Here is an 18,794-nt window from a genome sequence, read left to right on the forward strand (position 1 = left end):
GATTACCTACTATTGAGCATGGGTAATAGTCGGTTATGAGACGCTCTCGAGTGTTGCGTTAAGTGATATTTCGGTATTAAGCAGCTTTGAAATAGGGCAGCCTTTTTTAGTTTGCTCACACAATGCTTGAAATTGCTCATTAGCAATATCTTTAATACGTGCGTTTACTTCAAGAGTTATATGCGTCACTGCAAAGCCATCGTCTACTTCATCAAGGCTTACCGTTGCTTTGGTATCAATTTTATCGGCCGTAAAACCAGCATCACCTAATGCAAGCGACAACGCCATGCTAAAACAGGCACTGTGCGCCGCACCTACTAGCTCCTCAGGATTTGACCCTGGCTCATCCTCAAAGCGGGTATTAAAGCCGTATGGCTGTTTATCAAGTGCGCCACTTTGCGTTGAAATACTGCCTTTGCCTGTTTTAATGTCACCAGACCACGTTGAGTTTGCTGTTTTTTTAATCGTCATCATCTTCTCCTTGCGTTGCATGTAAGCTTTTCAGACTCATTAAGCGTTATTTACAAAAAAGCTTAAATAACGGCTGAAAAAGCACTAATTTCTGATGATGTTGCAAAATAGACGCCAGTAAATTTCAATTACTCTTTATTGCGCTTACACCGCTCTGAGCAATAAATTACATTATCCCAGTCACGCTGCCACTTTTTACGCCACGAAAATGGCTTGTCGCATACTGGGCATATTTTGTGAGGTAGGTTTAGTTTTTTATGCGCCATAATTACTTAACCTTAGTGTTATTTTTAGTGGTACTTTTATTTTTTACTTTGCTTGTTTTAGGTGTGATTGCAACATGCTTTCTAAGAATTTTGCCTATGGCACGTTTAACGTCTGGACGCTCTCGGTATTGCCATAATCGCTCGCGGGCGTCTTTAGATGCAACCGTTAAATCAAGCATCGGCTCTGGGTAATCTTCACCGAGTTTAAAATCGTTAAACAATGCTTCCATTGGGGTTTGTTCCCATGGTTCGTGTAAATACTCAATAGGAAGCTTTTCAAGCTCGGGGCACCACTTTTTAATAAACGCGCCGGTAGGATCTTGATCTTCTGATTGTTTAATCGGGTTGTAATGCCTAATAGTATTAATGCCCGTAACCGATGCCTGCATTTGAATTTGCGGGTAGTGAATACCGGGTTCAAAATCTAAAAAGTAATTTGCCAGTGGCAAACTTGCTTGCTGCCAACTTATATTTAAATGATGCGTTACAAAGCTCACAAGCATAGCGCGCATTCTAAAGTTAATATAACCGGTGGCTTTTAAACAGCGCATGCATGCATCTATTATTGGTATGCCTGTTTGCCCCTGTGCCCAGCGCTCAATGTCGCGTTCTACATGCTCATCGGTACGATACGGAAATGAGTGATATCCCGGATTTAATGCTTTAAATTCCATGGTGCATTCACTTTCAAATTTTTGCATAAAGTGGCAATGCCAATGTAAACGAGATACAAAAGCAGCAAGCGGGCGTTTCCAACCTTTCTTATCTGGGTGTGATGAATGATAAGCGTCTATCGCAGTGTGATAGACTTGCCTAAGGCTTATATTTCCCCACGCTAAATATGGCGAAAGCCTAGAGCAATGTGTACGGCTTAAGCTTGGGCTAGAAATCCCTTTTTGATAGCCTTTACCGCGCTGGCCAAAAAAACTTTGCATAACTTCTCTTGCGTGAAGCGATCCTCCTTGTTGAAAGTTATCATCATCTTGCGTGTAGGTTTTAGGTAACGCTGGAGTTTCATAATCTTTAAGTTTTACGGTATTAACATTTTTCCAATTAGGTATAGCAAGCGGAGCCTGCATTGTTTTTTGCCAGCGCTCATTCCAGTTATCACGATTTTTTTTACCACGAATAACAGCGCCAGTTGGCGATTCTAGCCAGTTAATATGGTTATGATGGCACCAAGCTTTAATTGCTAGGTCGCGCTCAAATGTATTGTTTAGCCCGATTTCTTGGTGGCTAAAAATACGTGCTATTTCAAACTGGTTATTGAGCCTATCAAGCAGTGTTTGCATATTTTCATTAAATATATAAACCTTTGCATTAAAGCGCGCTAACTGAGAATTTAAATTAACAATAGATTGATATACAAAGCGCCAATGCCGCTCATTGTAATGAGCATCTTCAAGTAGGAGTGGTTCAAAGTTATAAAGTAGTAAGGTCGCTATGTCAGTATCGAACGCATTTTTTAAGGGCTGATGATCGCTTAAGCGTAAATCGCGTTTGAACCACACTATGTTTATTTTTTCACGCATTTAAATTACGACTCGTCGCTTAAAGTTAGTATATTAGTGTTCACGTTATTTGTGTTTTTTGTTTGCGTATTCACTAGTTGGTACTGGTTGCTAGATAAAACACCTTAAAATACAAAACAGTTAAGGCTGTTAATACGTAAAGGTTTTAAATTGCGATTTAGTTTTAATAATAAAAAGGAAAAACATGTTTTTAGATTTAACTAACAATGCCAATCACAATGTGTATTCATATTTAGTGGGTGGTATAAGCCCGCGACCTATTGCATGGATCAGCACGTTAAGTGAGAAGGGAATTGCGAACATTGCCCCGTACTCATTTTTTACTGTAGCAAGCTGTAACCCTCCTGTATTAAGTGTTACTCAGGTAAACCCGCGAGTTCAAGCCAACAAAGACACCTTAACTAACTTACTGGCGACTAAAGAGTGTGTAGTCAATATTGTTAGCCATAACTTAGTTGAACAAATGAATCAAAGCTGTGCTAACTATCCAAATGACGTGAGCGAGTTTGATGAAGCAAATATACAACAGGCGCCAAGTTTGTTAGTGAGCCCGCCAAGTGTCGAGGCTTCTAAAGTACGCTATGAATGCACACTACGTGAGGTCATTACTATTTCTGATCAGGCAAGTGGCGGTAAAATGATGTTATTAGATGTAGTAGGTATTTGCGTTGATGATGCAATATTAGTAAACGGTTATATTGATCCTGCTCGCTTAGATGCTGTAGGAAAAATGGGTGGCGATTACTTTAGTACAACAAAAGATAAATTTGTTCTGAAGCGCCCTCAGTTGTAGAATACGGACCTGATTTAAAAACATAAAAATAAAAGGATTTTTGATGCGTAAATTCATTGCTGCTGCATTAATCACTCTTCTGAGCTTTAACACCCTTAGCGCGCAAGATAAAAAACTACCAATAGAAGCCTTTGCTGGCTTAAAAGACTTTAGCCAAATTAAACTATCTCCCAATGGTGAGAACCTTTCCTTTGTTCGAAACCACAAAGGTACCTTAGTGTTAATGGTTAAAAATCTCAAAACAGGAGACACAAAAGCAATTTTAAATGCAGACAACCGCACTGTATTTTTTGATTGGTATAGCTGGGCTAATGATAACGTTATTTTGTTGGGGGCTAGGTTTATTAAGTACCAATTTGGTGGGGCTAAATATACCTCTACACTTTTGTACTCGTACAATCTCACAAATAAAGATGGGATTAAATTAGCGTTTAGAGCTGTCCCTTCTCGAGATGAACGTCAGCCACAATTTGCAGACCGTATAGTGAGCTTTCTACCAGATCAAGAAGATAAAATTTTGGTGCAGGGTGATTTTACGGTGCCAAATAATCCTGCTGTATACGAGCTAGATCTTAATACATTGCGCAAAAGTAAAGTACAAAGACAGCGTAATAACGTAACAGATTGGTTTGCCGACAGACAAGGTAATGTTCGTATAGCTAAAAAAATGGACGAAACACAATTTACTTATGAATTACTTAACGCTGAGACCGGAGACTGGGACACGTTATTTGATTACGAAGTATTTAGTGAGCAAAGTATTTCTATATTAGGGTTTGATAAAAACCCTAACCTTTTATATATCTCGGCTTTGCACAACGGGCGAGATGCATTGTTTAGACTTAACCTAACTACCAAAGAGCGCGAGTTAATTTATAGTAATGATAAATACGACTTTGATGGTTCTATTTTTTATTCTAGTAAAACGGGTGAGGTTGCAGGGTTTACTGATTCTCATATAGAGGACGGGGTAAACTACTGGGATGCAGATTTAGATAAACTTCACCGTTCTTTAAGAGTATCGCTTCCTAAAAACGACTACGATATTGATATTTTAAGTACCACTAAAGATCAACAAAAATACATACTTTACGTTAGTTCAGCAAAGTCGTCTGGTAGTTATTTGTTAGGAGACAGAACAAAAAATCAGCTCAGTGCCATTGCGGATGCTTATCCGCAAATTGATGAAACAGCTTACGGCGGTAAAGAACGCATTAGTTACAAAGCGCGAGATGGATTAACCATTGAGGGTTATTTAACGTTGCCTGTAGGGTATAAAAAGGGCGATAAATTACCCACTATAATATTTCCGCATGGTGGTCCAATGGCGCGAGATTACGCTAACTTTGATTATTGGACGGCACTGCTTGCTTATAACGGATACGCTGTTTTACAACCTAATTTTAGGGGATCAAGTGGTTATGGTTATGAGTTTTTAATGCAATCGATTCAGGGTTTTGGTTTAGCCATGCAAGACGATTTACAAGATGGTGCTAATTGGCTAATTGAACAAGGCATAGCACAGCCTGAAAAAATCTGTATTGGTGGCGCAAGCTATGGAGGGTATGCTGCGTTAATGGCGGTTGTTAAGCACCCTGAAACATTTAAATGTGCTGCCAGTTTTGCAGGCGTAAGTGATTTAGAGCACCTTGTTTTTAAAGCGCGTTACTTTACTAATAAAGAAATAGTAAGAAAGCAGTTTGGTACAGATGACGATATGCTCGAGGCTAACTCACCTGTAACGTACGCAAAGCAAATCAACCGACCTATATTATTAGTACATGGCAGCGATGACAGTGTGGTGCCTGTTTACCATAGCCGTGAAATGGAAGATGAACTCGATGATGAAGGAAAAGATGTAACCTATATTGAGCTGGACGATGGCGATCATTACTTATCGCATCAAGCACATCGCGTTAAAACGCTGCAGGCCTTTTTAGATTTTTTTGATAAACACTTAAAAAGTGAATAATACAAAGGCGACTTAGGTCGCCTTTTTTGTATAAAAATTTAGGAAAATACACATTGTTTGCACGTTTAGTTGTTAAGCTATTTATTTAAATGTGGCCAAGTTATAAGTGGCGGTTTTATTTTAAGGTCAACACTCCCTTATGAAAATTCATAATAAGCTTTTTTTAATTTTGTTTAGCTTTACCTTCAGTATCATTGCAGGGCTGGTGGTGCTTATACAATGGAGCATAGGTCAGGGGGTTATTGATTATGTGAATGCTAAAGAAATCAAAGCACTTGAGCCACTCGTTATAAAGCTCGCCACGCAATATGAAAGCAGTGCCTCATGGGACGAAGTCATCCGTGATAATAAAAGCTTTAGACGCCTTATCGAAACCGAGCTACAAAGTAGTCAATTTTCTGAACGCCCGGGGCCAAGGAGTCGCTCAATGAGGCCGCCCCCGCCAGAACGCGCCCGCTTTGAAATGAAAGGCCCACCTAAGCCCAATAATATAGCTCATTACGCGTTGCTTGATAAAAATAAACAGCCAATAAGAGGGCGTTACCTTGATGAGCTTACCTATATAAATACGCCAATTATTGTTAATAATATAGCCGTTGGTTATATAGCTGTTTCTAAAAGAGATGGTTTAGTTGATGGCTACGAGCTTGACTTTTTAGAGCAGCAAACCAACTACTTATGGCTAATTGCTATAGCCGCTGCTTTATTTACCTTGTTGTTAACTTTTTTATTATCACGACACTTAGTCAGCCCCGTAAAACAAATTGCAACAGGTATGCACCAGCTGACCCAAGGTAACTTCACCACTAAGCTTACCCTTGATCGAAAAGACGAGTTAGGTCAGTTAAGTGAAGACTTTAACATGCTTGCCTTTACGCTCGCTAAAGATGAAAAAGTGCGTAAACGTTGGCTGGCAAATATTTCTCACGAATTAAGAACACCCATGAGCATTTTACTTGGTGAACTTGAGGCCATGCTACTTGGCATACGAGAGCCCAACACCCAAAACATTAGCTCTGCTAACGATGAGGCAATGCATTTAAAGCGGTTGATTGATGATTTACACATGCTAAATAGTGCTGAATTAGGGGGGATGCATTACACCATGCAACCAACCGATTTAACATTACTGTTAAATACAATTGAGCAAAAATATCAGGTACTTTTTGAACAACATGCAATTAATATTTACGTATTTAACAGCGCCACACACGCTATTGTTCAGGCTGATAAAACACGGCTATTGCAGCTATTTGACAATATTTTAATGAATGCTGTGCACTATGCTCAGTGCACTACTATTACAATAACCGCTGAAAACATAAGCAAAAAAGAGCAATCATTTATTGAGCTGAGCATCGAGGATAATGGCGTTGGGGTAGAGTCTTCACATTTAGCGCATTTGTTTGAATACCTTTATCGGGTTGATGGTGCGCGTAACCGCCAAGAAGGTGGAGCAGGCCTTGGTTTATCAATCTGTAAACATATAGTTGAAGGTCATAATGGTGAGATAGTCGCAGAAAAAGCGGACCTAGGCGGTTTAGCTATTATTATACGCCTGCCAACCATTTAACAATGTTTAAATCTAATCTTTAATTTACCTACTTTAATAAGTGACTAGGACTTATATGACAAAGCGAGATGCCAATGAGTGAACAAATATTAATAGTTGAAGATGAAAAAAAATTGGCTAATTTAATGAGTGATTTTTTAATGAATCATCATTTTAATACTCACCAAATACACCATGGGAATGACGTACTTCCGTGGCTTGAAATTAATAGGCCGAGCCTTATTTTGCTAGACGTAATGTTACCAGGTCAAAGCGGAATTGAATTATGTAAAGCGATTAGGCGCTTTTCCACAGTGCCGATTATTATGGTGTCGGCTAAAGTAGAAGAGATAGACCGTCTGTTAGGGCTTGAGTTAGGCGCTGACGATTATATTTGTAAGCCATTTAGTTACGCAGAGCTGGTTGCCCGCGTTAAAGCTATTTTAAGGCGTATTAATACTTCGCAGGCTCAAACGTCGGCAATGCAATTAGATGAAACCACCTACAAAGTGAACTATAAAAATAACAACATTGAGCTTACAAACGTTGAATTTCAGTTATTTAAACCGTTGTTTAATAACCCGAGTAGAGTTTATTCACGTGATAGCCTAATGGATACCATGTATACCGATCAGCGCATTGTTAGCCACAGAACAATTGACAGCCACATAAAAAAATTACGCAAAAAGCTTGATGAGTTAACTAAAACTGAGAGTGTGATTCAATCTGTTTATGGGGTGGGGTATCGCTTTGTACACCCGCAATAAGGGAGCAAAGCGATTACCATAAAGATGAGTGTTATTACTCGTCGTCAGTGAAGTTGATACGGGCTAAACGTTCTTGTTCTTCATCGGCTGCGGCTTGGATTTCGTCAAGTACAGAATCAACATCAGCCTCTTCGCTGTTATCTTCAAACTCACCTGTAAGTATAGAGTTAGGTGTTAGGTTTGCTTCTTCAAATAGTGCCCACATTTCTTTGGCATACTGAGTATTTAACAGCTCAGGAGCAAACTCGCTGTAATATCGGCGCATATTGTTTACGTCACGAGCAAACATAGCTTCAGCGCTATTGTTTGCTGACGCATTTACAGCTTGCGGTAAATCAATAATCACAGGGCCTTTATCGTCAACAAGCACGTTAAACTCTGATAAATCACCATGAATTATACCCGCGCACAGCATAAGCATAATGTAATGCATCATTTGTTTATGTTGTTTTATAGCTTCTTCTTTGCTCATACTTACATGGCCTAGCTGCGGCGCTACATCGCCATCGCTATCAGACACAAGTTCCATAAGTAATACACCATCAACACAGCAGTATGTGTCGGGTACGCGTACACCGGCCCTAGCTAATCGAGAAAGTGCATCAACCTCAGCGTTTTGCCAAATTTCTTCTTCTAACTGGCGCCCATAACTTGAGCGCTTCCCCATGGCACGTGCTTGACGACCACCGCGAACTTTACGGCCTTCTTGGTATTGTGCGGCTTTTTTAAAACTGCGTTTAACAGCATCTTTATAAACCTTGGCACACCGGATGTGTTCACCACAGCGAACTACAAATACATCGGCTTCTTTACCGCTCATTAGTCGGCTAAGTACTTCATCAATTAAACCGTCATCGATAAGGGGTTGTAAGCGTTTTGGTGTTTTCACAGCTTGCCTGCTAAGTGGAATTGGTTATTAATCATTATTTATAAAAGTGCTCTGTAATTAGTTGTTTTATATGCTCAAGCAGTATATCAGCTTTGAGAATTAAGGGCAGTATTACGCGCATTTACACACGCTTGCGTTAGCTTATCTGCTGATTGTAAATTGAGCAACCAGAACGCCCTAGAACACATCAATTTTTTAAATTATTTAATACTTCCTTGTTGTTTGCACATTTTTTGCGTTTTTAAAGTGTAATTTTACGCTATCAACACGCCCTGAATATAAGGTTATTACTATGAAGCATTTAACATCAACGGCAATGATTGTATTACTTAGCATTGTTTTTTCAGCCAATATTGCTGCAAAAGGAAGTAATAACAAACCGCCTAAGCCAGACTTCTCAACTCTCGACACCGATGGCAATGGTGCAATTAGTTTTAATGAATTTAATACTAAAAAACCACCTCACGGTGACGCACAGACTATTTTTGATGAAATTGATGCTGACGGTAATGGGGAAATCAGCGAGCAAGAATTAAGTGAACATAAACCACCTCGTCGTGAACGTTGAAAGGAAACTAACATGATCAACTCTATAAACAACAACGCTACTAGTTTTATCCCGCAGCAAAAAAGCCAAGCTGTATCGCTAACGTCAGAACAAAGTGATTTTGTAAAAGAAACGCTAGCGCAGTTTGATCCCGAAAGCTTAACCTCTGAAGATGCAAAAAGCATTCAAGCTGCGTTTGAAGAGCAGGGTATTTCACCCACTAAAGAGCTGGCAGAATTAATGAGCGAGCTTGAATTTGATGCTAAAAGTATTGGTGATGCTGGCCGCCCTGAAGGGCAAAGACCGCCTCCACCGCCACAAAATTCACTAGAGCAAGTTAATACAGAAGATGTAGTAAGTTACCTTGATGAATTACTCGAGCAGTATTCAAGCCAAATAAACGATGAAGATAAAGACGCTATACTCTCGGCTGTTCAAGAAAAGTTTGGTTTGTCTAAATTTGATTCGTTACTCAGTATTAAAGCGTAAATATGTGTAAAAGCTGACACAAAAAGCCCAGTAATACTGGGCTTTTTGTGTAGGTGGTTAGTTTAAGCGGGTTGATATTTTACTGGTGCCATCTTCTTCGGTAAATTTAAACACAAAGTCTTTTTTACCGTCTTGGTTAATATCAACTAACAAAATATCTTTACTTTTTTTAGGTAAAGTTAACTTTATTTTTTTACGCTTTTTGCTCAGCAAATTGTTCTCATCGCCGTAGTAAACATAGAGCGTTTTTTTGCTGTACTTATAGACTGCATCGGTTTTTTTATCGCCGTTTATATCGCCTATGTATAAAGGCGGGGTTGCATCGCCATTACTCATATTTATTTCCATCTCAAGATCAATTTCTATGCTTGATTTGCTGGCAAATGAGCCATCTGCTTGTTGCTTATAAATATTCATTTCTACATCTACGTCAGTTTTACCACCGCCCATAGCCATAGAAGCAATAGTGCCAAGGCCAATGTCCAAGTCCATTGTTTGAAGATCTATCAAGCCATCGTTATTAAAGTCTGTTTCAAATACAAGCTGACTAGGGCCGCTGGTATTTAACAATTTAATAGGTGTTTCACTAAAACCTGTTTTATTACCCAAATAAAGGTTATGCGCTATTTCAATATCGAGCGAATCCATACCTTTCACTGGCTTATATTGCTTGGTAATAAAGTCTAAATAGCCATCGTTGTTTATATCAATAAGCTGTTTTATTTTGCGTTTTTCACCGTTACTGAGCTCACCCAACTCAATATTAAAATTAACGTCAGCCATGGTTTTATTGTAACCATTAGCATTCGCGTAAAGTACATGGGCGCCTTGCTTATTTAAAAATACTAAGTCGTTTAGGCCGTCGTGGTTAAAGTCGGTAATAGTAGGCTGGTTATTAATATCAACCTCAAGAATGAGCCCTTCTTTTGAAAAATCACCGGTAAATAGCGCTGTTTTTTCAAAAGTATGAGGAGTAAATTGGCCGTTGGTGTTTTGAACATACAGAGTTGTTTGCTTTAAGTCAGGGAGCAAAATATCACTCAGTCCATCTTTGTTTGCGTCAATAATAAAGTTTATTTTTTCAAACTCGGTGACTTCTAGCTGGTTTATTACTGATGTGTATGTAAATAACAGTGAAGGTATATCCTTGCCTGCTTTGTAAATGCCATCGCTTGCTACAACAAGCGCTTGTTTACCACTCGAATTAGCAAGTGTTGCCACGTCAAAGCCAATGGCCTTATCAGGCAAAATTAGCTGAGTACTTTGTGCCGATAGCAAATCAATATGTTCTAGCTGTTTAAGCTCTTTGTTGAATGCAAATAACGTTGTTGAGTCGGTGGTTACTAACTCTTCGGTGGTTTTAATCGACATAGTTTGTGCCGATAAAACACTAGGCGCAAGCAATATAAGTAATGCACTAAACGGTTTCAACATGGTAAGTCCCTTTGTGTAGTTTTAAGTAGGCAAGTATTTAATTCTCTTCAGCCTACGGCAAAAACTAACGTTAGGGTGTAAGTAATTGTAATAAAATGTTTATACTAAATGGGTTAATAAAGTAAGTGCTTTTAGGTGTTAGTACGAATTGTTATGGCGATGTTTATTCTATTATAGGTAAAAATAATGCACTCATAGCGCCACAAAACCCAAGCATGCTATAGAGCAAAATAAGTTCAGCGGTAGACAAAAAGCTCTCAAGTAATCCAAGACTGCCTAACATGAGTAAAAGCACACCAATAACCGTATTACTGACCGCAACATAATCGGTACGTTTGTTTCCTTGTGCCATATCGACTAAATACGTTTTGCGGCCAAGGCGAACCCCTTGGTGAGCAACAGAAAGTAAAAAGTAAAGCGTAGGCAGTAGCCACCATGCACTCAACAAATGGTTAAACCACGTTGCAATAACAAAAACCGCTAAACCATTGAAAGTGACTAGCATGGCACTAAGCACTAAAACTCGCTGGCTTGATAGGTCACTTAATCGCCCCCAAATTGGCGCCGACACTAAACTAGCTAACCCCGATACGGCAATAAACGTTGCAAGTAATGAAAACTCAAACGACTGGCGACTTGCCAAAATAATATAAAATGGTGCGCTTAAGGCTGAGCACAACAAAAAAGCCCGTGTGACAACAAAGTGGGCAAATTGCTTATCGTGGTAAAGGAGTTTAAGTTTTGTAAATGCGTGCAGTAACCCGTTTTTTCCTCCCTCAGTGGCCCCTTTGTATTCATTTATGCGGCTATAAAAAAAGGCCGCCACGAGCCACATTACCGCGCCCAATACCAAAGCCATTAATACCGTGTTTTGTTCTTTTTGCTGAGAAAAAAACCACATTAACAGCCCAAAGGTCAGGGTTGCTAAACCTGCAATACTTGCCGCTAAGCCGCTAATGTTTCCTCGCTGTTTTTTTGGAATCACTTTTCCCAGTACATCTTTTGCTGCTACTGAATTAAAGCCCCGCGCTAAACTAAATAAAATTAATAAACCTAAAATAGCGTAGCCCGCTTGTTTTCCCTCTAATGTAAAAGCAACGCCTACCATCGCAAATATACATAACGATTGCGCAATAGCGCCAATTACCCATACCCATTTTCGAACAGATAGTTTGCGGATCACATCGGCAATGGCCAACTGCGGAAGTAAAGAGCCAGATTCCCTTATTGGTACAAGCCACGCTATAAAGCTGCCAGGCACATTTAGGCTGTGCATTAACCAAGGGAGCGTTACTTTAGGGTTGAGTAGTGCATCTGCAAATTTACTAAACAGCTGGCTCAGTAATAAAATAATGAAGTTACCGGGTACCTCTTTACATGCAGATTCATCAATTTCTTTGCAGGCTTTAGCATCTTCTTCATTATTAAGGCGTTTATAAATTTGCTCTTTTGTTAGTTTGACCACGGTGTTTTCACAAATTTTGAAGTAAGTAAATTTATACTAGGTTGATATGATTAAATATTCTACTCTCAGTTAGGGGAGTGTGATCACTTTAGCAACGCCATATTAAAATTGAACATAAAAAACCAGCATTTAAGCTGGTTTTTTGAAGTGTTAGCAACAGTTTACTTAAAGTCGTCTGCGCTATGTCGTTCGGCTAACTGGTCTTCTTCGGGGCCCCATGTGCGATTAACACGACGACCTCTTTTAACCGCGGGACGCTCAGCGATTTGTTTAGCCCATTTAACAACATGCGTATAAGAGGCAACGTCTAAAAACTCTGCAGCATCGTACAAGTCGCCTAAAACAAGCGAGCCATACCAAGGCCAAATAGCCATGTCGGCAATTGAATATTCCTCGCCCGCCATATAGTCATTGTTACTTAAATGCTGGTTAAGTACATCGAGTTGGCGTTTGGTTTCCATAGTAAAGCGGTCAATAGGGTATTGCATTTTACTGGGCGCATAACTATAAAAATGGCCAAACCCGCCGCCTAAGTAGGGTGCAGAACCCATTTGCCAAAATAACCAGTTACGACACTCGGTTTTTGCTACAAGACCTTTAGGTATAAATGCGTTAAATTTTTCACCTAAATATTGCAAAATAGAGCCCGACTCAAATACACGTGTTGGCGGTGTTGTTGAGTGATCAAGTAGCGCAGGAATTTTTGAATTTGGATTAATATTAACAAAGTCAGAACCAAACTGATCTCCCTCGCCAATATTAATTAGATAAGCATCGTATTGCGCATCATTAATACCAAGCTCTAAAAGTTCTTCAAACATAATAGCGGCTTTTTGGCCGTTCGGTGTTGCTAGCGAGTAAAGCTGAAATGAATGTTCACCAATAGGTAAGGTTTTGTCATGCGTTGCCCCAGCTATGGGCCTATTAATACTGGCAAACTTACCGCCACTTTCACTTTCCCAAGTCCATACTTTGGGTGGTGTGTAATCGTTTTTATTGCTCATAAATAACCTCACTGTTAGATTGATTTACTTAAAATAGTTTTTTCACAAACCTTTTTGTCTATCTGCTTTTGCTAATTTATAACCCAAAAACAAACCACTTAAGGCTCCGAATAAGTGGCTTTCAAACGAAATATGAAAACGTTGCGGCAATACGCCCCAAATAAAACCGCTATAAAGTATGGCAACGACTACAGCGATTACGATTGATTTTAGCGAGCGCCTAACCACGCCATAGCAGAGAATAAAACCCCATAAACCATATATTACGCCGCTCAAACCAACATGAAAATTACTGCGACCAAATGTCCATACAAGCAAACCACCTGCAAGCGCAGTAAAAACAAACACGGTGTAAAATCGTTTAACACTGTATTGGCAAATAAGCCAACTGAGCACCGCAAATGGCAGCATATTACTGGCAAAGTGCCACCAACTACCGTGTAAAAAGGGAGCGCAAAGTATGCCAATTAAACCTTGAATGCTACGAGGATAAATACCTAAACCATTGAGGTTTATTCCAGGGAGGCTATTAATAACTTGAAGTACAAAGCAAACAGCAACAATACTAAATATTGCAAATCTTGAAGTAGTAACTAATGACAGAGACTGGGTTGTCATATATTTTCCCTAATGAGCTTAAGCAGTTGCTAGTATAGAAATTGTATTGAGTAATGAAAAGCAAATAAAAAGCACAGCTTAAATGCTGTGCTTAATCAAGGCCGTATTGGCCTTTAGTGTATAATTGCTATTAACCTAATTTAGTTAATAGTTTTTTAGCAGCAAGCTCTGAACTTGCAGGGTTCTGACCTGTGATCAATAAACCATCTTCTAAAGCAAGCACACCCCAATCTTCAGTTTTTTGGTAGTCGCCGCCTTTTTTGATTAGCTCGTCTTCTACTAAAAATGGGACTATGTCGGTTAGTTGTACTGCTTCTTCTTCGCTATTAGTAAAGCCGGTTACTTTTTTACCAGCTACCAATGCGTTGCCGTCTGCATCTTTGGCATTTAAAAACACAGCACTTGCATGACATACGCCAGCGACGGGTTTTTCTTCTTTAATAAAATTTTCAATTAGCGATACAGAATCGGTGTTGTCTACTAAATCCCATAATGGGCCGTGGCCACCAGGGTAAAATACTGCGTCGTAATCACTTGAATTTACTTCGCTTAGTGCATGGGTATTAGCCATTAGCGCTTGCGCTGCGCTGTCTGCATCGTAACGTTTAGTTGCATCGGTTTGAAAATCAGCAAGCGTGCTTGTAGGGTCAATTGGCGGTTGGCCGCCAGCCGGAGACGCAAGTGTTACTTCAGCGCCTGCATCAACAAATGCATAGTAAGGTGCTGCAAATTCTTCAACCCAAAAACCGGTTTTTTCACCTGTGTTACCAAGGTCCGAATGTGAAGTAAGTACCATAAGTATTTTTTTAGCCATAACAATATTCCTTCGATAATTGAGTTAATCAGTATTTGGTATTCACCAAACTCGTGTATTTACTATATGCATTTAAACTGCTTTAAACAACGATGATAAATTTGACTTTATTGGTTTAATAATTGATACAATGTGTGGGTTGAATTTTAAACTAGGCGGAAACAACCATGAAAGTGTCATTCGAACAATTAAAAAGTATGGTGGTGTTTGCACAAATTGTAGAGCAAGGAAGTTTAACTGCCGCCTCTAAGCAACTAGGTTTAACGCGTGCTGTGGCAAGCTATCACTTAAAAAAGCTAGAAACCCAGCTTGAAGTTACGCTTTTAAATCGTTCAACTCGCACAATGACACTCACTGAGGCCGGTATAGCGTATTACGAACGCTGTCGCGTTATTACTGAGCAGGCCAATGCCGCAAATCAACAAATAGAAAATATAAAAAGCGAGCCGCAAGGTTTACTTAAAGTGAGTTGTCCAGTTAATGTAGGCATGCAATTAATTGTACCCGCTATAAATACGTTTAAGCGTCAATATCCAAAAATTGACATCGACCTACAACTGACAGACGACGTAGTAGATATAATAAAAAATGGCTTTGATATTGCCATTCGTGGTGTTGCGTTAAGTGACTCAAACTTACAAGCGACAAAACTAACCACAATGAGCACCTGTATTTGTGGCTCTTCAGATTACTTTGATTATTTTGGTAAACCTAAAAACCCAGCGGAGTTAAAAGCGCACAAGTGGGTCGTGTATCAATTAGGAAGTAAAACATTAACACTTCAAAAAGATGGCAAAAAACACGACATTACAATGCAAGGTGGTTTAAGTACTAATAATGCGGCAGCTCGAACGGCATTTGTAGAGGCGGGGCATGGCCTTGGTCGTATTCCTCTTTATGATGCGTGGCCTAAAGTCCAAGCAGGGCTACTAGAGATCATACTAGACGATTACAAAACTAAAGATATTGAGCTTTATGGGGTGTTTCCGCCAGGTGCCACTGGCTCTAAAAAACTTAGGTTATTTATTGATTATTTAAAAGCGTACTTTGTAAAGCAGCATACCGCGCTGGGTATGCTGAAAAGCGTTTAAATAACTCAATGGCTTTGCATTAAAGCGTGCGGTTAAATAGCGCCACCGCTTGTTGGTACATAGTGATTGCGAGTGCACCGTCATATCGCTCACCTTCGTCGCGCATAAAGGCATGTTGTGCGTTAACTTCTTGCCACTGGTAATTAATACCGCTACTAATACATTGTTGATAAATTTTACTGCGACCCTCCTGTGGTACATGAGGGTCTTGTTTACCCCAAATAAAATGTATTTCACCTTGTATGTCGGCCATGCGCTCAAATGAATTGTTTCCTTTTTGAGCGGGTAGTGTGTCGCTATGAATATCGGTTGCGTATAAACAAAACGCCGCTTTTATTTGGGGATTAAGTGCAGCTCTGTAAGCTAAATGCCCGCCAATACATACCCCCATTGCACCCACTGTACCTGAGCAGTATTGTTGCGACTTTACAAAATCGATTAATGCTTGTGTGTCGCTATCGTGATGCTCAAGCGGTTTTTCCCACTTATCAGCATTACCTTTATCTTTACCTGCATCGTCGTAGGCAAGTACAGTCCCGATAGGGTTTAACTCATGAAATACTTCAGGTACTAACACAACAAAACCATGGCTTGCCAAAAGTGCAGCACTTCGGGCGATGGGGGCGGTTTGCTGAAAAATCTCAGAGTAAAAAATAATAGCAGGAAACTGCCCATCGGCTTGTGGACGATACACTGTGGTTCGCATTAGGCCTGTTGGTGTTGATAAATCAGCATTATGGTGTTGGATGATCATAAAAGCGCTCAGTTAAAAAGGTTTAGATTCTCTCTTTATGGTAACTGAGCGCAGCAGAATAAACGACCGCTGAAATGCGTTTTTTAAATACTGGCTGGCATTTTATTACAGCTTGCGTAGTAACTTACCGTGGCCGGCCAATCAGAAAATATACCAATAACGCCTACTTGCTTTGCTAACACATCAACTACAGTCATCATATCGCCATCGTTATTTATTACATCAGCAATTGATTGATAGTAATAACCACCGCCTTCATTTAGTGGCCCTGAGCGCTCAAGGCTCCACGCTATGAGCTTCAAACCTGCTGCTTTTGCTTCAATGGCGTATTGTGAAGGAACTATATTATTATCGTTATCGATGGTTAACATCATCCAAATGGGAGGCGCGAGTATTTTAACGTCGTTAGCAACCAGCTCGGCCATGCTTGGTTGCCATGTTGCTGGATTGCTCGGATCAAACCCTGCTTCGCTATCGCGGCCATCTAAGTAAACACTTTGTTCTGCAAATTCAGGGTTGGTGTTAATCCAGTATTCTACATCGTTTAAGTTAAATGATTGCGGATAAACCTGATTTGCTGGTACATCTAATTGCGTGTATTCATCTAACATTTTTTGTGCATATTGTTCTTGGCTCATACCATCAAAAGGCATACTAACTTGAGGCGACTTAAGCTCTGGGGTCATTTTTACATCCAGTGCTTTAAATAATTCAATACTTTGCTTATGGGTTAAAAGCGTACCTGTTGTTGCGTATAAATCGGTACGCCAATTTGGGGTGCCGTTGAGGTATTCAGTTACCGTGGTGGCGTTTGTGTTGGCGCCATCCATCTTTCCTTCAAGGGTTAAAAATTCGCTCAGGCTAATATCGCTTGTACAGCATTTTGCTGAAGCAGGAACCCCTGTATTTGGATTGGCTGGGGTAAATGGCACACTGCATTTTGCAGCAAGTTCTGGAATAGCTAAAATATTGGTGGTGGTATGTAAGTCACATTGTGAGTGCCTGCATACGAGTTCTTTATCGTTTGTAAACGTTACATCGCACTCTACAATACCGGCCCCCATACGCGCTGCTGCAACATAGGACTCTTTAGTATGTTCTGGGTATTGCATTGGCGCACCACGATGCCCAATTGAAAAGTCTGTCGTATAAAATGGGCCATCTTGGCAAGCTGCTAATTGTGTTTTTAGTTCGCTTGGCGCCATGTCGTTTATTAAATAATCTGGGCGAGCACCTAGTTGAATATTGCTTCCTTGTGCAACTTCTACAACCACAGGGGTCGGCACTTCTACAATTTCAACGTGAGTGTTCGTTACTACCACGTCTTTTTCGACTACTTTAACTTCGTCGTCACAGCCAATAAGTGCAACAAATAGAAGGCAGCTGGCAGATAAGGTAATGCGTTTCATTGTTTATCCTTAAAAAATAAAAGTTGCACTACCTTAGTCACACTTAATGACATTTAAACGACAGGAAAGTGAACTTATTTTTTCGCCATTATTTGATTAATCACTAACGCTAAAAGCATTATTGCAGCACCAACACTTAGCCTAAAAATATCGGCATCTCTATTCCAAATAACAATATTAACAATAATACCGACTGGAATAAGTAAGTTATTCATAACTGCCAACGCCCCAACATTGACAAGCGTTGCGCCTTTATTCCATAAAAAATAACCTAGGCCTGAGGCCACAATTCCTAAATAAATTAAAATTCCCCATTGTGTATTCGTGCTTGGTAACTTACTTAGATTACCAAATAAAGCGTAACATAAGCCGGCAATAATAAGCGCACCAATAAAAAACCAGCTAAATGCCGCTTTGCCGTCAAGCTGCTTGCCTTGCATTAGTCGTTTGTAAGTGACTTGACCAGTGGCAAAACTTAAATTAGCTCCTTGCACAAGCAACAGCCCTAACCAAAAGTTATTGTCGAGATTTTCATAACGAATTGCGACAGCACCCAATACGGCAATTAAAGCGACAATAAAAAATTGCGGATTAAACTGTTTGTTAATGGCGTCGTTTAATAAAGTGATATAGAGCGGTGTCATTACGGTAAAAAGCAATACTTCAGGGACGCTTAAAAACAAAAATGAGTGGTAATAAAAACTGTACATAACACCAAGTTGCACAGCGCCTATTAACATAAGCTTGATTGCGGTGGCGGGAGGAAGGCGTTTAATAAACGGTAAAAATACCAATGTGGCTAGCGCAACACGTATTAATACGCTAAACCATGCATCAACCTGACCAGCTAAATATACGCCAATTAAACTAAACGAAAATGCCCAAAGTAGGGTCACTGTAAATAAATAGCCCATAACCATCATTTTG

Annotated in this window: 19 protein-coding genes; 7 read left to right on the forward strand and 12 right to left on the reverse strand. The window is 39.8% G+C overall.

Translation table 11 applies throughout. The annotated features are described in order from the left end of the window. Window positions 1–33: 33 nt before the first annotated feature. From KZZ04_RS08220 to KZZ04_RS08230, 3 genes are all read right to left on the reverse strand, one after another. A complete protein-coding gene (locus tag KZZ04_RS08220) occupies window positions 34–471 on the reverse strand; it encodes an OsmC family protein (RefSeq protein ID WP_058405031.1) in 438 nt (145 codons plus the stop codon). A 128-nt stretch (window positions 472–599) separates the two neighbouring features. Then, window positions 600–737 (reverse strand): DUF2256 domain-containing protein, encoded by a 138-nt coding sequence (locus KZZ04_RS08225; RefSeq protein ID WP_082653623.1) that lies wholly within the window; start codon window positions 735–737, stop codon window positions 600–602. Window positions 738–739: 2 nt separating this feature from the next. Beyond that, window positions 740–2,269 carry a cryptochrome/deoxyribodipyrimidine photo-lyase family protein gene (locus KZZ04_RS08230; protein ID WP_219422368.1) on the reverse strand — a complete coding sequence of 510 codons (1,530 nt, stop codon included), beginning with the start codon at window positions 2,267–2,269 and terminating at the stop codon, window positions 740–742. A 184-nt stretch (window positions 2,270–2,453) separates the two neighbouring features. Here KZZ04_RS08230 and KZZ04_RS08235 point away from each other — a divergent pair, with 184 nt between their 5' ends. From KZZ04_RS08235 to KZZ04_RS08250, 4 genes are all read left to right on the forward strand, one after another. Continuing rightward, window positions 2,454–3,062 carry a flavin reductase family protein gene (locus KZZ04_RS08235; RefSeq protein ID WP_219422370.1) on the forward strand — a complete coding sequence of 203 codons (609 nt, stop codon included), beginning with the start codon at window positions 2,454–2,456 and terminating at the stop codon, window positions 3,060–3,062. A gap of 43 nt (window positions 3,063–3,105) precedes the next feature. After that, window positions 3,106–5,034, forward strand: coding sequence for a S9 family peptidase (locus KZZ04_RS08240; RefSeq protein WP_219422371.1), 1,929 nt, complete (start codon window positions 3,106–3,108; stop codon window positions 5,032–5,034). A 139-nt stretch (window positions 5,035–5,173) separates the two neighbouring features. After that, window positions 5,174–6,607, forward strand: coding sequence for an ATP-binding protein (locus tag KZZ04_RS08245; protein ID WP_219422373.1), 1,434 nt, complete (start codon window positions 5,174–5,176; stop codon window positions 6,605–6,607). Window positions 6,608–6,681: 74 nt separating this feature from the next. After that, window positions 6,682–7,353 (forward strand): response regulator, encoded by a 672-nt coding sequence (locus KZZ04_RS08250; RefSeq protein WP_219422374.1) that lies wholly within the window; start codon window positions 6,682–6,684, stop codon window positions 7,351–7,353. Window positions 7,354–7,387: 34 nt separating this feature from the next. Here KZZ04_RS08250 and KZZ04_RS08255 read toward each other — a convergent pair whose 3' ends face one another. Then, on the reverse strand, window positions 7,388–8,242 hold the full coding sequence (locus tag KZZ04_RS08255) for a PA4780 family RIO1-like protein kinase (protein ID WP_219422375.1): 855 nt from the start codon (window positions 8,240–8,242) through the stop codon (window positions 7,388–7,390). A 292-nt stretch (window positions 8,243–8,534) separates the two neighbouring features. On the opposite strand from KZZ04_RS08255, the gene KZZ04_RS08260 reads away from it, so the two are divergent. Together KZZ04_RS08260 and KZZ04_RS08265 are read left to right on the forward strand one after the other, a co-directional pair. Next, window positions 8,535–8,810 (forward strand): EF-hand domain-containing protein, encoded by a 276-nt coding sequence (locus KZZ04_RS08260; RefSeq protein ID WP_219422376.1) that lies wholly within the window; start codon window positions 8,535–8,537, stop codon window positions 8,808–8,810. 12 nt (window positions 8,811–8,822) lie between these two features. Continuing rightward, window positions 8,823–9,278 carry a hypothetical protein gene (locus KZZ04_RS08265; protein WP_219422377.1) on the forward strand — a complete coding sequence of 152 codons (456 nt, stop codon included), beginning with the start codon at window positions 8,823–8,825 and terminating at the stop codon, window positions 9,276–9,278. A 57-nt stretch (window positions 9,279–9,335) separates the two neighbouring features. Here KZZ04_RS08265 and KZZ04_RS08270 read toward each other — a convergent pair whose 3' ends face one another. From KZZ04_RS08270 to KZZ04_RS08290, 5 genes are all read right to left on the reverse strand, one after another. Continuing rightward, window positions 9,336–10,712: a VCBS repeat-containing protein gene (locus KZZ04_RS08270; protein ID WP_219422379.1), complete on the reverse strand. Its 1,377-nt coding sequence runs from the start codon at window positions 10,710–10,712 to the stop codon at window positions 9,336–9,338. A gap of 163 nt (window positions 10,713–10,875) precedes the next feature. Next, window positions 10,876–12,177 carry an MFS transporter gene (locus KZZ04_RS08275; protein ID WP_138527473.1) on the reverse strand — a complete coding sequence of 434 codons (1,302 nt, stop codon included), beginning with the start codon at window positions 12,175–12,177 and terminating at the stop codon, window positions 10,876–10,878. A 161-nt stretch (window positions 12,178–12,338) separates the two neighbouring features. Continuing rightward, window positions 12,339–13,181 carry a glutathione-dependent disulfide-bond oxidoreductase gene (gene yghU, locus KZZ04_RS08280; RefSeq protein WP_138527472.1) on the reverse strand — a complete coding sequence of 281 codons (843 nt, stop codon included), beginning with the start codon at window positions 13,179–13,181 and terminating at the stop codon, window positions 12,339–12,341. A gap of 42 nt (window positions 13,182–13,223) precedes the next feature. Then, on the reverse strand, window positions 13,224–13,799 hold the full coding sequence (locus KZZ04_RS08285; protein ID WP_138527471.1) for a rhomboid family intramembrane serine protease: 576 nt from the start codon (window positions 13,797–13,799) through the stop codon (window positions 13,224–13,226). A gap of 130 nt (window positions 13,800–13,929) precedes the next feature. Further along, entirely contained in the window at window positions 13,930–14,613 is a 684-nt protein-coding gene (locus KZZ04_RS08290; RefSeq protein ID WP_058405044.1) for a type 1 glutamine amidotransferase domain-containing protein, read from the reverse strand. 167 nt (window positions 14,614–14,780) lie between these two features. On the opposite strand from KZZ04_RS08290, the gene KZZ04_RS08295 reads away from it, so the two are divergent. Beyond that, complete coding sequence (locus KZZ04_RS08295) at window positions 14,781–15,704, forward strand: LysR family transcriptional regulator (RefSeq protein ID WP_058552233.1); 924 nt, start codon at window positions 14,781–14,783, stop codon at window positions 15,702–15,704. 19 nt (window positions 15,705–15,723) lie between these two features. On the opposite strand, the gene KZZ04_RS08300 is transcribed toward KZZ04_RS08295, so the two are convergent. From KZZ04_RS08300 to KZZ04_RS08310, 3 genes are all read right to left on the reverse strand, one after another. Further along, window positions 15,724–16,458: a dienelactone hydrolase family protein gene (locus tag KZZ04_RS08300; protein WP_138527469.1), complete on the reverse strand. Its 735-nt coding sequence runs from the start codon at window positions 16,456–16,458 to the stop codon at window positions 15,724–15,726. Between the two features lie 83 nt (window positions 16,459–16,541). Beyond that, the gene (locus tag KZZ04_RS08305; RefSeq protein WP_138527468.1) at window positions 16,542–17,867 is read right to left on the reverse strand and encodes a glycerophosphodiester phosphodiesterase family protein; all 1,326 of its coding nucleotides are present in this window, start codon (window positions 17,865–17,867) and stop codon (window positions 16,542–16,544) included. A gap of 74 nt (window positions 17,868–17,941) precedes the next feature. After that, window positions 17,942–18,790, reverse strand: a complete 849-nt coding sequence (locus KZZ04_RS08310) for a DMT family transporter (RefSeq protein ID WP_138527467.1) — start codon at window positions 18,788–18,790, stop codon at window positions 17,942–17,944. Between the last annotated feature and the right edge of the window lie 4 nt (window positions 18,791–18,794).

The organism is Pseudoalteromonas sp. CR1 (assembly GCF_019392235.1).
Taxonomy (GTDB): domain Bacteria; phylum Pseudomonadota; class Gammaproteobacteria; order Enterobacterales; family Alteromonadaceae; genus Pseudoalteromonas.

Bases quoted from the DNA above. Each gene is read 5' to 3' on its own strand.
- KZZ04_RS08270 (WP_219422379.1), bottom strand. From the start codon at position 10,712: ATGTTGAAACCGTTTAGTGCATTACTTATATTGCTTGCGCCTAGTGTT.
- KZZ04_RS08220 (WP_058405031.1), bottom strand. From the start codon at position 471: ATGACGATTAAAAAAACAGCAAACTCAACGTGGTCTGGTGACATTAAA.
- KZZ04_RS08265 (WP_219422377.1), top strand. From the start codon at position 8,823: ATGATCAACTCTATAAACAACAACGCTACTAGTTTTATCCCGCAGCAA.
- KZZ04_RS08285 (WP_138527471.1), bottom strand. From the start codon at position 13,799: ATGACAACCCAGTCTCTGTCATTAGTTACTACTTCAAGATTTGCAATA.
- KZZ04_RS08260 (WP_219422376.1), top strand. From the start codon at position 8,535: ATGAAGCATTTAACATCAACGGCAATGATTGTATTACTTAGCATTGTT.
- KZZ04_RS08235 (WP_219422370.1), top strand. From the start codon at position 2,454: ATGTTTTTAGATTTAACTAACAATGCCAATCACAATGTGTATTCATAT.
- KZZ04_RS08230 (WP_219422368.1), bottom strand. From the start codon at position 2,269: ATGCGTGAAAAAATAAACATAGTGTGGTTCAAACGCGATTTACGCTTA.
- KZZ04_RS08300 (WP_138527469.1), bottom strand. From the start codon at position 16,458: ATGATCATCCAACACCATAATGCTGATTTATCAACACCAACAGGCCTA.
- KZZ04_RS08245 (WP_219422373.1), top strand. From the start codon at position 5,174: ATGAAAATTCATAATAAGCTTTTTTTAATTTTGTTTAGCTTTACCTTC.
- KZZ04_RS08250 (WP_219422374.1), top strand. From the start codon at position 6,682: ATGAGTGAACAAATATTAATAGTTGAAGATGAAAAAAAATTGGCTAAT.
- yghU (WP_138527472.1), bottom strand. From the start codon at position 13,181: ATGAGCAATAAAAACGATTACACACCACCCAAAGTATGGACTTGGGAA.
- KZZ04_RS08225 (WP_082653623.1), bottom strand. From the start codon at position 737: ATGGCGCATAAAAAACTAAACCTACCTCACAAAATATGCCCAGTATGC.
- KZZ04_RS08310 (WP_138527467.1), bottom strand. From the start codon at position 18,790: ATGATGGTTATGGGCTATTTATTTACAGTGACCCTACTTTGGGCATTT.
- KZZ04_RS08290 (WP_058405044.1), bottom strand. From the start codon at position 14,613: ATGGCTAAAAAAATACTTATGGTACTTACTTCACATTCGGACCTTGGT.
- KZZ04_RS08240 (WP_219422371.1), top strand. From the start codon at position 3,106: ATGCGTAAATTCATTGCTGCTGCATTAATCACTCTTCTGAGCTTTAAC.
- KZZ04_RS08305 (WP_138527468.1), bottom strand. From the start codon at position 17,867: ATGAAACGCATTACCTTATCTGCCAGCTGCCTTCTATTTGTTGCACTT.
- KZZ04_RS08295 (WP_058552233.1), top strand. From the start codon at position 14,781: ATGAAAGTGTCATTCGAACAATTAAAAAGTATGGTGGTGTTTGCACAA.